The sequence below is a fragment of the Alicyclobacillus sacchari genome (genome assembly GCF_004366795.1).
Classification (GTDB): Bacteria; Bacillota; Bacilli; order Alicyclobacillales; family Alicyclobacillaceae; genus Alicyclobacillus; species Alicyclobacillus sacchari.
This window is the reverse complement of the sequence record NZ_SORF01000002.1, coordinates 76,946-90,272: the sequence shown is the minus strand read 5'-3', so window position 1 is coordinate 90,272 and position 13,327 is coordinate 76,946. Positions and strand designations below refer to the sequence as shown.

Annotated in this window: 13 protein-coding genes; 1 reads left to right on the top strand and 12 read right to left on the bottom strand. The window is 56.0% G+C overall.

The annotated features are described in order from the left end of the window. Positions 1 to 26: 26 nt before the first annotated feature. The gene (locus C7445_RS02575; protein WP_134158499.1) at positions 27 to 1,049 is read right to left on the bottom strand and encodes a type 1 periplasmic-binding domain-containing protein; all 1,023 of its coding nucleotides are present in this window, start codon (positions 1,047 to 1,049) and stop codon (positions 27 to 29) included. 148 nt (positions 1,050 to 1,197) lie between these two features. Here C7445_RS02575 and C7445_RS02570 point away from each other — a divergent pair, with 148 nt between their 5' ends. Further along, a complete protein-coding gene (locus C7445_RS02570) occupies positions 1,198 to 1,536 on the top strand; it encodes a hypothetical protein (protein WP_208320823.1) in 339 nt (112 codons plus the stop codon). A gap of 25 nt (positions 1,537 to 1,561) precedes the next feature. On the opposite strand, the gene C7445_RS02565 is transcribed toward C7445_RS02570, so the two are convergent. From C7445_RS02565 to dut, 11 genes are all read right to left on the bottom strand, one after another. Continuing rightward, the gene (locus C7445_RS02565; protein ID WP_134158497.1) at positions 1,562 to 2,134 is read right to left on the bottom strand and encodes a hypothetical protein; all 573 of its coding nucleotides are present in this window, start codon (positions 2,132 to 2,134) and stop codon (positions 1,562 to 1,564) included. 77 nt (positions 2,135 to 2,211) lie between these two features. Next, positions 2,212 to 4,677, bottom strand: a complete 2,466-nt coding sequence (locus C7445_RS02560; RefSeq protein ID WP_134158496.1) for an FtsK/SpoIIIE family DNA translocase — start codon at positions 4,675 to 4,677, stop codon at positions 2,212 to 2,214. Between the two features lie 63 nt (positions 4,678 to 4,740). Beyond that, positions 4,741 to 4,950 (bottom strand): YlzJ-like family protein, encoded by a 210-nt coding sequence (locus tag C7445_RS02555; RefSeq protein ID WP_134158495.1) that lies wholly within the window; start codon positions 4,948 to 4,950, stop codon positions 4,741 to 4,743. Continuing rightward, entirely contained in the window at positions 4,950 to 5,702 is a 753-nt protein-coding gene (locus C7445_RS02550; protein ID WP_208320822.1) for a ClpP family protease, read from the bottom strand. Before C7445_RS02550 ends, C7445_RS02555 begins: the two co-directional genes overlap by 1 nt. 161 nt (positions 5,703 to 5,863) lie before the next feature. Then, positions 5,864 to 7,522, bottom strand: coding sequence for a ribonuclease J (locus C7445_RS02545; protein WP_134158493.1), 1,659 nt, complete (start codon positions 7,520 to 7,522; stop codon positions 5,864 to 5,866). A 428-nt stretch (positions 7,523 to 7,950) separates the two neighbouring features. After that, a complete protein-coding gene (gene dapA / locus C7445_RS02540; RefSeq protein WP_134158492.1) occupies positions 7,951 to 8,829 on the bottom strand; it encodes a 4-hydroxy-tetrahydrodipicolinate synthase in 879 nt (292 codons plus the stop codon). Positions 8,830 to 8,848: 19 nt separating this feature from the next. Beyond that, a complete protein-coding gene (gene dapG / locus C7445_RS02535; RefSeq protein ID WP_134158491.1) occupies positions 8,849 to 10,066 on the bottom strand; it encodes an aspartate kinase in 1,218 nt (405 codons plus the stop codon). A gap of 37 nt (positions 10,067 to 10,103) precedes the next feature. Beyond that, positions 10,104 to 11,141, bottom strand: a complete 1,038-nt coding sequence (locus tag C7445_RS02530; protein ID WP_134158490.1) for an aspartate-semialdehyde dehydrogenase — start codon at positions 11,139 to 11,141, stop codon at positions 10,104 to 10,106. An 82-nt stretch (positions 11,142 to 11,223) separates the two neighbouring features. Next, positions 11,224 to 11,829 (bottom strand): dipicolinate synthase subunit B, encoded by a 606-nt coding sequence (locus C7445_RS02525; protein ID WP_134158489.1) that lies wholly within the window; start codon positions 11,827 to 11,829, stop codon positions 11,224 to 11,226. Continuing rightward, positions 11,820 to 12,731 (bottom strand): dipicolinate synthase subunit DpsA, encoded by a 912-nt coding sequence (gene dpsA / locus C7445_RS02520; protein ID WP_134158488.1) that lies wholly within the window; start codon positions 12,729 to 12,731, stop codon positions 11,820 to 11,822. Before dpsA ends, C7445_RS02525 begins: the two co-directional genes overlap by 10 nt. Before the next feature lie 140 nt (positions 12,732 to 12,871). Next, positions 12,872 to 13,321, bottom strand: coding sequence for a dUTP diphosphatase (gene dut, locus C7445_RS02515; protein ID WP_134158690.1), 450 nt, complete (start codon positions 13,319 to 13,321; stop codon positions 12,872 to 12,874). Between the last annotated feature and the right edge of the window lie 6 nt (positions 13,322 to 13,327).

Here is a 13,327-nt window from a genome sequence, read left to right as displayed (position 1 = left end):
GGCTCCTTTCAGCCTTGCCGCACGCCTTATGACAATCCGAACTCGCTCGCCAACTGCGCCCGCGTCGCATTGGGCAATGCGGCGAACTGCGCTTGCCACGAACTTGCCGATTGTTCTGCAACCACTTCAAATTTCGCCCATGCCACAACAACCGAGGCAGGCACCACAGCCGTATTGAGCGAGACGGAACTGAGATCTAGCACGGACTGCTGCCCAGCTCGCCACGATTTTGACTGCAATTGCGCCAGTGCATCCCGCACTCGCGAAGATGCCAAGTGGCCAGGACCGATGACAGGAGACGCGCCCGTAAAAGAATCGGCAAACGAGTACACAGTCCCCGTTTGTGCCGATATCGCGGCGAGTTGAGCCGCACTCGGCTGCGTCCCAACCACCGCCGAGGAAACGGTTGGATAGAGAATCGGCAGACCCGGGCCATTGAGCGAAACCAGCGGAATCACGTTTGCTGCCGGATCGCTTTGATAAAGACCAGCGAAAAATGCTTTTTGTTCATCGCTTGGCGCGGACGAAGGCAAGTACCCGATTTTCGGCTGCACAGCATAACCGTATGTCGACGTCGACTTGGCAACGAGATCGTTGATATCGATGCCAATCAAATAGCCGACGGCATAAGCAATGGTATCCGGATCCATCGCCAGCGTACTCAGATTGGTCAATTGCGGCCAAACCGTCGGCCAATCGCTGACGACAACAAACCGAACATCTGGATGATTGTGCGCAAGCTCCGCGACAGACTGAACGATTGAACTGGCAGCGTGGACTGCAATCACGACACCATTCACGCCTTGATTGGCCAGGATATGGTCTACCTGTACCAGCATCTGAGCAGCAGTCGTGTGCACGACTTCGGTCGACAGCGTGCCGCTTCCGGCGACTGCAGCAGTATTTGGGCCAAACGGCGGGTTGTCCACGTCGACGACAATCGCGGCCGATTTCTGAACTTGCGGTTGCATGGCGCTCAAATCTGGTGCACCACAACCCGCGAGCGCGAAAGTTAAACAGAGCAATGAACCCACATACAGCCGTTTCAAACCGGTTGTCAACTCCTCAGCAAATCCCCGGCCGGCACAAACAGCGACCCGGCCTCATAGACACCATTCTACCTGTTTCAATCAACCCTTGCCTTTACGTTTGCCGTCTTACATAATGTGTATGAAAGGATGAATCCCATTGGCCTCTATGCATGGAGAACATCTATCGGTTGCAAAAGTATTGTACCAGTTAGAGTTTTACTTGGATCAGCTCAACACGACGTTCGACATCTACCATCTCTATTCGGAAGCATACCGAGAACAACGTGGTAGCTTGTACGACGAACGGTGGTTGTACTACCTGGATGACAACCCCCAAGTGCAAAACTGTTTAGACGAGTCCTTTACACTGCAGACCATCGTGGAGACACTTCTGCGCACCGGCCATGAACCGCTGGTTCGCGCTCTGATGCGCGCTTTTCGACGCGAGCGAATTTCCATAACCCAGCGGTTTATGTATGGTGCAACACCGAGGCGACGCCCGTAACAGGCGCCGCCTTGGTCACATGAATTTAGTTTTCCGGTTTCAACTCAAGCCAGGCCTCGTTTACAGAACTTTCATCGCGCTGCGTTGAAGCCGCGAGCGCGGAGGCGAGATCGCCGCTCATCGTTGCAGTGGACAGCGAATCATACGCCTCTTTTCCTAAACCGGCAGTGCCAACGAGAGTCCCATCCTCTGTGAACGTGATTTCCGCTTCGCTGATTGGCTCAGAGAGCGAATACACGTCGCGAAAAAACGCATCGACCAGCGATCGCATCGACATGTCCGCTGTATTGGCGGAGGGAATGGCTCCGTTTTGCCCACTCACGTCGACCATCGCCGACACGACAAAACGATTATCCCCCAAGCCGTCAGGAAGTATCGCCATGTCATAGAGACCGCTGACATTTGCCAAGGCCGACGTAACCGTACTCACCATCGCGTCTGTCGGTGCTGGATCCGCGGTCGTTCTCCCCATTGTCACAGCACTGACAGGTGACGTTTCGCTCGTTCTTGGTAACAGCCGATCCTGCAGCAGCACATAGCCCGCCACAAACGCGACGGCAAGAGCCGCCGCGCCCAACCACACGCTTTTACCTGCCATTTCGAGTCCTCTCCTCGTCCCATCGGAACTGCTATCACTACATATATGGACGCGAAAGGACAAGTATGCTGCCAGGCTCAGCCTTCCTGTGGACGTGTGAACGAAGCTTTGGCCTGCAGCCATTGTTCTTTGGAGATCAAGACTTCACGCGGTTTGCTGCCTTCAAACGGGCCTACGATCCCGCTTTGCTCCATTTGATCGACAATTCTTGCGGCTCTTGAGTAACCAATTCGGAACCGCCGCTGCAGCATCGACACCGATGCCTGGCCCATGTCGACAACGAGATCGACAGCATCCATGAACAGGCTGTCCAGCTCAGGGCCGTCCTCTGCGGGCTCGGCTTCCTCCGCTCCAGTATTTAAGTCGACCGTATAAACGGCCTGCTGCTGGTTCTTCACGTATTCCACCAACCGTTCAATCTCCAGTTCTGAAACGAAAGCGCCTTGCACACGGGTCGCTTTGGCTGCACCTACCGGAAGATATAACATGTCACCTCTACCCAACAGCTTTTCGGCGCCGCCACCATCGAGAATGGTCCGCGAATCGGCCATCGATGACACCGCAAACGCGATTCGACTAGGGATATTCGCTTTAATCAAACCTGTGATAACGTCCACAGACGGCCGCTGTGTCGCTACAATCAGGTGAATTCCGGCTGCACGAGCCATTTGCGCAATCCGGCAGATGGCGTCCTCGACATCGCCCGGCGCCACCATCATGAGGTCCGCAAGCTCGTCGACAATCACGACAATGTACGGCAGAGGTTCAAGCCCCTCTTCGCGCAGCAGCTGGTTGTACCGTTCGATATCGCGGGCTCCCCGCTCTGCCATCAACTGATAGCGATTCTCCATCTCCTGTACGACTTTTTTCAGAGCAAAGGCAGCTTTCCGGGGGTCGATCACGACAGGAGCCAGAAGGTGCGGAATCCCATTGTATCCGCTAAGCTCCACCATCTTCGGATCGATCATCAACAGCTTGACTTCGTGCGGTTTTGCCCGCATCAATAGCGACGCAATCATACCGTTGATACAGACACTCTTACCCGAACCAGTTGCCCCTGCAACCAAGAGGTGCGGCATCTTTTGCAGGTCGCCGACAATCGGTGCACCCGTGATATCCCTGCCCAAAGCAAGCGCGAGTTTGGCTGATGACTTTTGGAATTCCGGCGACTGCAAAACCTCGCGCAAGGAAACGATAGCGACTTCATCATTCGGCACTTCAATCCCAATGACTGACTTGCCCGGAACGGGCGCTTCCATCCGAATGTCACGGGCTGCAAGCGCCAGCGCGATATCGTCGGTCAGACCGACAATGCGCGAGACCTTGACCCCCGCAGCAGGCTGCAATTCATATCGCGTTACCGTAGGTCCGCGATTAATTTCGACAACGGTCGCCTGCACGCCAAACGACTGCAGAGTTGCCTGCAACTTCTGCGCATTCTCATGCGCACTAGCCGAAGAAAATCCCGAAGATGTGGCTGTCGGCATGTCAAAAAGGGTGAGCGGCGGCAATTGATAGTTGTCGTCGTGCACCATCGGACCGACTTCGTACTCAGGCATCGCGGAATGTTCCCGAGCCGGCGGCGAAATCGGCTTTTTAGGGCTGCTTACTGCGTCCGGGAAACGCACAACCAAGCCCTTGTCTGCAGTTTCCACCAGCGCATCCTGACCGTCGTCGAGTGCCTCCTGCTGTGCCGTGGCCATGACGTCCATCGCGTGCTGCCTGGCTCGCGCGGCAAAGTCATGGATGATGGGCGGAGGAACGTCGCCTCCCGCCGCGTCGGCGGCAGTTGCAACAGGCTCCGTCGCCCCCGCATGGTTTTCATAGACCTCGCCATCGATCACGATGGTTGGCCGTCGACGGCGACGCGGAGTCTCCTCCTCAATTTCTGGCTGATCATTCTTCTCCGCCTGAAAAACTGCCCCGGTTTGACGCTTGACGGTCTGCCATAGGCCGTCAAGGGCCCGTTCGGTATAGCGCGACCCTTTTCCTATAGCGCTCACCAGGGAGATTTGTAATACGAGTGCAATTCCTATCAAGCCGCCGGCGACAATGACAAGCCGGGGACCAATTTCATACGTTTGCGGCGAGTTAAACAATATGTGCAGAAGATAAAAGATTGTAAATCCGACCAACCCCCCGCCTGCGCTCGGCGGCGTACCGGTCGGTGCAAAGATGTAATTGCGCAACTCCTGCAGGGCCGTCCACTCGCTCTCCAGAAAATGGTTCTGGAGTCCCTGGTCGGCGAGATTCGAGTAAAAGTTCATTTCGATGAGCGCCAAAATACATAACAATAAAATAAGCAGACCAAGATGGCGACTATCCCACACAAAACGCGACCGACGAACCATCATATAAATGGCCGCATAGCCAACGAGGATAGGGATGAAAAAATACCAACTGCCAGCCAAATAAATGCTGACCGCAGCCAAGAATTGACCAACGTAGCCCAGACGCCCAAGCGCCAAGGCGCACCCCGTCAGCATAGCAAGACCGGTGACCTCGTACTTGAGGACGTTTTTCTGTTGTTGTTTGCGTGCCACGAATCCCACCAGCCCTTTCCTCAGACTGAAGATTCGTGGCTGCCGCGGCTTTTTCCTGCCTGTTCAGCCGGAAAAGGGCATACCTGGTTGCCATTCCGGTCGCAAATAATCTCTTGCGTAGGGGCTGATCAATCGCTCGATCACGGCCTTCCCATTCGGCTGGCGGGCTATGACAAGTCGCGCGTGCCCAATGACGGCCTCCTCATACGACACGCGCGGCGGATCGCCAAAACCAGCAAACACTTCAGCATCCGACAGTGTCGTCCAATGCATTATTGCACCACCCCCGTGACGGCTGAAGTCGCTTCGCGTTCCTGTATGAGTTCGCGCAGCTTGCGCATCGCCTGCCCTAGACCGCCCACCTCGTCACAAAGTCCATATTTGACCGCGTCGCGCCCAATCACCGTCGTGCCAATGTCCTTCGCCATTTCACCCGTGTTTAACATCAGCGAACGAAAGACGTCCTCCGTGATTCGCGAATGTTCGACGACGAAACGAGTGACGCGATCCTGCATCTTTTCGAGGTACTCAAACGACTGCTGTACCCCTATCACCAATCCGTTGAGACGCACTGGGTGAATGGTCATGCTTGCAGATTCGGCAATAAACGTGTAGTTCGCGCTCACCGCGATCGGAACACCTATCGAGTGGCCGCCTCCGAGCACAATCGAAACCGACGGTTTGCTGAGCGAAGCCACGAGTTCTGCAATCGCGAGACCTGCTTCAACATCGCCGCCCACCGTGTTTAAGATAAGAAGCAAGCCGTGGATTTTATCGCTTTCTTCAACCGCAACAAGCTGTGGAATGACGTGTTCGTACTTGGTCGTCTTATTTTGTGGAGGTAAAGCCATGTGGCCTTCAATCTGGCCGATGATCGTCAAACAAAAGATATTGCTGTCTGGTGCCGTTGCCGGATTCGCCACGCCCAAGGCCGCAATGTTTTCACTCTGCGCGCTTTGTGCTTCTTCCTCCGCCTCCTGCAAAAGTGGTTCTGTCCGTACAAGGGGGCGTCCGCCCGTGCCCATGATTGCATCGTAAGCAGATTTGCCATTGAGATTCATCGCACCCTACTCCTCTCTACCCGATGTAGTATCGACCCGCGCACAGAAACCGATACGCACGGCACAAAACGCAAAACGGCCACCCATCTGAGTGGGCAGCCGTTTACGTCCATATCAAGTTGAAATTAAGCCTCCATGATGATGGGCAGGATCATCGGACGGCGTCGCGTTTGTTCAAACAGATATCGGCCTAGCGCGTCACGAACCGCGGTCTTCAACGAGGACCATTCGCTCACATTGTCGGAGACGAGCTTGGCAAGCGTGGTTTCGACCAATTTGTTCGCTTCATCGAGCAATGCCTCTGACTCCCGAACATAGACGAATCCGCGCGAAATGATGTCTGGTCCCGACAGAATGTGCCCGGTTGCCTTAGATAACGTCACCACAACAACCAGAATCCCATCTTGGGACAGCAGCTTGCGATCACGCAGGACGATGTTCCCGACATCGCCGACACCAAGCCCGTCGATCATCACCGTACCGGCGGGCACCTTACCGCCGAGCCGCGCACGTCCATCCTCAAATTCCACGACATCGCCCAACTCTGTAATGAAGATATGATCTGGGTCAACCCCGAGCTGAACGGCGAGATCGGCATGCGTGCGCTGCATCCGGAATTCACCGTGTACTGGCAAGAAGTACTTGGGGCGCACCAGTTGCAACATCCACTTCAACTCTTCCTGGCTGCCGTGGCCCGATGCGTGCACGCCGCGGTAAATGACGTTAGCCCCGGCACGGAATAACTGATCGATGGTGCGTGCCACATACTTTTCGTTACCCGGAATCGGCGAGCTTGCCAAGACAACCGTATCACCCGGTACGATCTCGATCTTCCGATGTGCCGCACGCGCCATTCGCGTCAAAGCCGACATGGGCTCCCCCTGGCTGCCTGTCGAAAGAATGACAAGCTTGGCTGGATCCACTTTGTTGACATCGTCAGCGTCGATCAGCGTTTCCGGCATGGCCTCCAAGTACCCGAGTTGAAGGGAGGTCTGGATGTTATTGACCATACTGCGCCCGACAACGGCCACACGGCGACCATATTTCTCTGCTGCCCGAATCATGAGTTGCAGGCGGTGAATGTTCGATGCAAACGTCGACATGATGACACGCCCCGGAGCCTGGGCGATAATTTCGTCGATTTTCACGCCGACACTGAGTTCGGATGGCGTATACCCAGGTCTCTCGGCATTGGTACTATCCCCGACCAAGGCAAGCACGCCCTTGGCACCCCAGGCCGCAAGTTTGTGCACGTCCGCCTGACGGCCGTCGACCGGCGTTTGATCAAATTTAAAATCCCCGGTATGAATGACAATGCCCTCCGGGGTTTCAATGGCAAAACCGACCGTATCCGGAATGCTGTGATTGACATAAAAAGCCGAGATCGAAAAATCGCCAATTTGAATACTCGAGTTGCCGTCGATGACGACCAACTTCGCGGAATCATTCAACCCGTGCTCGCGAAGTTTGTGTTCAACGAGCCCCAGCGTAAGCCGCGTGCTGTAGACCGGTACATTGATTTCGCGCAACACATACGGCAGACCGCCGATGTGATCTTCATGGCCGTGCGTCAGAAAAATACCGCGAATTTTATCGCGATTTTCTACCAAAAACGTAATGTCCGGAATGACGATATCGATGCCGAGCATATCTTCGTCTGGAAACTTCAATCCCGCATCGACAATAATCATATCGTTTCCGTACCAATATAGGGTCATGTTCTTCCCGATTTCCCCAACTCCACCCAACGGGACAATCGAGAGTCTTGATCTGTTCTTAGCCATTTGGCACCTCCATCACAAAACTTTCCAATTCAAGCGACAAGCACACACCGCGAACAAAGCAAACCGCTCACCAGCTCGTCCCTGCAATGTAGGCAGAATCCGTCTAGGAAAGCGCTTCGTCCACACGCCGTGCCATATTGTGCCTAGTCGAATGCGCACAGACCGAGCCGATCCGTTCCCTCAGCCGTCGCGCAATTCGTTTCGCTTCGTTCATCTTGTGTCCGTCCGCACGGATTTGCCGCCCATGACAAATCGCCGAACACCAAGTCGAGAAGGCCGCACATGTCACTATCGCATTCATTATACCTGGGGAACGCAAGCCGAACAACCCACACGGCCCTTTGCCCGCTAAGATGGCAACAGGCGGCCCGGGATATTCCCGGAGCCGCCTGTTGAGGATCAGCGAAGTCGATATAAACGAGGTCCATTTAGATGATGCCAAGGCCATTGAGCAGTGTGACCAGGTGTTCCCGCAGCGCCGCAGAAGCTGGCAGCAATGGTGCGCGGACAGAACCGACCTCCAAGCCTATGATGGAAAGCGCCTCTTTCACTGGAGCCGGACTCGCGGTGGCAAACATCGCCTCAAAAATGGGCAACAGACGGCCACTCCAGTACGCGGCCTCATCAGTCTGGCCTTGCCAGAATAAATCCATCATGGTACGGATCTGTTTGCCAACCACGTGGCTGGCAACACTGACAACACCCGCTGCGCCAACACTCAGCATGGGCAAGGTAAACTTATCGTCACCGCTGTAAAGCAGAAAATCGTCAGGTTTTTCCGCTGCAATATGCAGGATTTGCGTAAAATCGCCGCTTGCCTCTTTCAGCGCAACAATGTTCGGAATTTCTGCCAACTGCAGCGCTGTCTCAGCCTGAATATTGACACCTGTTCGGCCTGGGACATTGTAAATCATCACAGGCAAGGTGGTTGTTTCGGCAATTGTGGCAAAGTGCGCATATAACCCGTCTTGCGAAGGGCGATTGTAATACGGTGCTACCAACAGCACAGCCTGAACGCCAAGGCGTGCGGCCTCGAGTGTCAACTCGACGGAATCCTTTGTCGAATTCGTACCCGTGCCAGCAATCACAGGAATGCGGCCATCCACCGCACGCAAGGTTGCATCAAATACGCGCAACTTCTCGGCATGGGACAGGGTTGGTGACTCACCGGTCGTCCCTACCGCCACAATCGCCGTCGTGCCCGTTTCGATCAGATGATCGACCAACGGCTTGAGCGCTCCTTCATTCACGGCGCCAGATGTATCAAACGGCGTCACCATTGCCGTAATCAAGCTACCAAAATCCATATCGCTCTCTCCTGTTCGGTTATACCTCCGCCAGCTGGAAAGCCCGATGCAAGGCCCGCACCGCGTCAGCCATTTGCGACCCGTCCACAAGTACCCAGATTGTCGTATGTGAATCCGCAGACTGCAGAATGTCAATTCCAGAACTCGCCAAAGCGTCGACAATACGTGCCATAATGCCGGGCACCCCCATCATACCAGCCCCGACTGCGGACACCTTGGCACACCCCCGGCGCACCTGCGATCGATAACCCAACTGCGACAGGTAGTGTACGGCTGTATCGGCAAGTCCATCCGGAACGGTGAACGCCACCTCCGTCGGGGTGACCGAGATAAAGTCGAGCGAAATTTGGTGTTCGGCCATCAATTGAAAGATAGACGAACTCCCAATCCCCTCGCCGCGAACGACGATTTGCGAGACGTTTGGCGTATGGGCGATGCCTGTCACCGACTGATCGAACACACTGGAATGCTCCAAGCGGCGCGCCGCCTGCGTCACCAGTGTCCCCAAATCGTCCGACATCGTATTGCGCACGCGAATCGGTACATTGCCTTGCATCGCTAATTCGACAGCCCGTGGGTGGATCACCTTCGCCCCTTGGTAAGCCATATTGCAAATTTCGGTGTACGTCACTTGTTCCAATTGGCGGGCGTCGTCCACGATCCGCGGATCGGCCGTCATGATGCCGGATACGTCGGTGAAAATGTCGACCACTTCCGCGTGTAGTGCGACACCGAGCGCCGTTGCGGTCGTATCGCTGCCACCGCGCCCAAGTGTCGTCACATCCCCATCTTCATTCGCACCTTGAAATCCCGCAACGACTGCGATCTCGCCGTCTGCCAGCACCTCGTGCAATGCATCGGTACGGACATCGAGAATCCGCGCATTGCCAAAGTCGGATGAAGTGAGGATCCCCGCTTGCGCACCGGTCATCGCGTGCACCTTGTGGCCACGCGCGCGAAGTTCCTGCGCGAAAACGACGGCAGAAATGATCTCGCCACACGCCATCAGCATGTCGCGTTCGCGCAATTCGACAGGGGCGGCGTTCGCCTCCGAACTTTCCAGGAGGCTGAGCAGCGAATCGGTCGCATACGGATCGCCCCGCCTTCCCATTGCGGAGACAACCACGACGACGGCGTATCCGTCGGCTTTCGCCCGCTCGATATGACGGTATGCGGCGCGGCGCGACTCAGGCGTCGCAACCGATGTACCGCCGAATTTCTGTACGACAATCTTCACGGCGTTTCGACTCCCCCATTCGGGCATTGACACGAACTCAATTGGCCCGAGCAATCAACGCTTCTGCAATCTGAACGGCGTTCCACGCCGCTCCTTTTAGTAGATTGTCAGCGACGACAAAGAAAAGCAGTGTATTTGGATCAGCCAAGTCCTGACGAATGCGACCGACATACGTCTCGCCGGTATCCTCTGCCATGCGCGGATGGGGATAGGCATATTGCCCCGGATCATCGACGACAATGAGGTTTTCCGCCTTTCGCATTCGCTCCCGGGCCTCTTCAGGCGTTACCGGTTGTGCGAAGCGAACCGCGACAGACTCCGCATGGCCGTACAGCACCGGCACGCGCACCGCCGTCGGACTCACGCGCAGGTTGGGCAATTCGAGAATCTTGCGCGACTCGTTGACCAGCTTCATTTCCTCTTTGGTATATCCATTGTCGAGAAAGATATCGCACTGCGGAAGCACGTTAAACGCCATGGGATAGTGCGCATCCTGTTTTACGACCGGAAAAACGGTCTGCTTACTGGTATCTCCCGCCCGGAAGGCATCGACTTCTTCCATCAATGCATCGATGGCGGATTGCCCCATCCCGCTGACGGCCTGGTACGTGGAAATTACAACGTGGTCCAGTCCGAATTCCCGCAGGCTATGGAGTGCAACCATCAACTGAATCGTCGAACAATTGGGGTTGGCGATAATACCTTTGTGCGCATCCAACGCGTGTGCGTTGACTTCCGGCACGACAAGCGGAACGTCCTCATGCATGCGAAATGCCGAACTGTTGTCGACAACGGTAGCTCCCCGCTTGACAGCTTCCGGCGCATATTGTTCGCTCGCCGCTGCACCGGCACTGAACAACGCAATATCGACATCTGCAAACGAGTCTGGCGTCACCGCTTCGACCTCGATGTCCTGGCCGCGAAAGGTCAGGCGCTGGCCGGCCGAGCGCGGCGAAGCGAGCAATTTGATATCCTCAACCGGAACATGGCGCCGTTCCAACGTCGACAACATGCGACGTCCAACAGCGCCGGTTGCCCCAAGGACCGCAAAGCGATATCGTTCCTTCTTCTTCATGACACAGCCCCTTTTCTCGTAATAGCTTTCCGGAGCGATTCAACTCAAGGCCACTTGAATGAGCGAAAAGGGGCGATCTCCATTACGACGGACGAGCTTCGCGCCACCGCTCAATCAGTACAGGTTGCAATTGACGGCCGTCGAGTGCGGCCGCGATAGCATCCGGAATCAACGTCATTAACGACACAAGTGAATTCATTTTAACATGTGGCGCATCCTGACCAAACGGAACAAAATAGATGTTTTTCGCATTCATCAACCGAGCTATATTGTACATGCTTAGACCCAGTCCGTCATTCGTAGAAATTGCGATCACGACCGGTCGGCCATTGCGCAGTGTCGCCTTGGCCGCCATCAGTACCGGAGAGTCCGTATTCGCCTGTGCAAAACGACTCAGCGTGCTCGCGGTGCACGGGGCAATCAGCATCGCGTCGAGCGTCTTCGCGGGGCCTAGCGGTTCGGCCTGCGGAATGCTGACAATGGCCTCATTTCCCGCCGCATCTTCGATCTTCTTCGCCCATTCGCCAGCTTCGCCAAAGCGGGTGCTGGTTTCCAACACATTGTGGGAAAACACAGGAATGACGTTTGCACCCAAATCGACCAGACGCTTGACCTCCGGGAAAATCTCTTCATACGTGCAATGACTGCCGGTGACCCCAAATCCGATGGTCTTGCCCTTTAGGTCCACAGTTCTTCCCCCTCGTAATCGTTGTCGTCACTGTCTGCGAGAATCCGAGAAATCGACGCCGCAATGATGCGACCTGCGGTCTTCGGCGCGACCAACCCGGGCAGGCTCGGTGCCAACAGCGCCTTCATGCCGCGGCGCTCCGCGTACCGGAAATCAGTTCCACCTGGCTTCGAAGCAATATCGATAATCACCGCATCGCGCCGCATGTATTTCAACACCGCGGCAGGTAGCACCATCGCGGGAATCGTGTTGAACACGATGTCCGCGTCGTGCACGGCGTGATCGATATGCTTAAGCGGCACCGGAATCAGCGAGCGCTCGTGAATGCGCGCAAGTTCGTGTTGATGCTGTGCGCAAACGTGGACGATCGCGCCCATCGCATGCAACTTGTGCGCAAGCGTTTGACCACAGCGGCCGAATCCGAGCACAACCGTCTTCGCGCCGTGCAGCGTGATGTCTGTCTCCTGCATAGCGATGGCGATAGCCCCTTCGGCCGTCGGGATCGAATTGAGAATCGCAACCTCGTCGAGCTCCATCAACTTGACCAGTTGCAGCGAATAACGTTCACACCATTCGCCGAGCACGCGCCTAGCGATGCCCGTGAAGACATACGTGCCAGGGCGCATCGCCTGAAAGTGTGCCTCGGTTAACAGGACGGGTTCTGGCGCGAATTTGGTGTCGACACGCCCGTCGTTCTCCATGCCGGCCACCGGTAGTACGAGTGCGTCGGCGTTTGCAAACACACTCTCCGACAATTCACTGACCGTCGTATCGGCGAACGTCCGCTGCAGGTCCGCAAAGCCAACGAGCGTGGCACTTGCGTCGTTGTCCGTCACTTGCGTAATCACCTCGAGTTGCCGGGCGTCGCCGCCGACAAAGACGAGATGTTTCCCTGTGAGCATCTGGCCTTCACCCCTCCACACACGTGCCATAGCTTATGTGCCATCGCCCAGGAGGGTGAAACGCTCACTGACGAAAAACGCCGCCCGCCGGGTGGTTCCCAGCAGGCGGCGCCAGTAGAGCCGCATTGGTGTCAGTTTGTCTAGCGCGTCCCCGTCGAGCCAAAGCCGCCTTCGCCTCGCTCGGTCACCGCCAAAGAGTCGACGCGCCGCCAATTGACGACGTAGATAGGTGTCACGACCAACTGTGCGATACGATCCCCTGGTTCGATGACGATTGGGTTCGTGCCATGATGGCTCAACAACACCTGAATTTCTCCCGTGTAGTCGCTGTCGATCACGCCGACGCCGTTGGTCAAGGCGATCCCATGTTTCGCCGCCCATCCGCTGCGCGCGTAGACCAGAGCAACGACGTCTTGACGCGGCAAGCCAATCGCGATCCCGGTCGGAATGCGAAGATGCGAACCTGGTCGAAATTCGATAGGCGCGTCCAAGCACGCTCGCAAATCCATGCCAGCCGCCCCGGCGGACGCGTAGCGAGGCATATATTCGTCGCGAAAGAGCGGTGAGACCACTTGAATGTCCACATCCAGCCGATT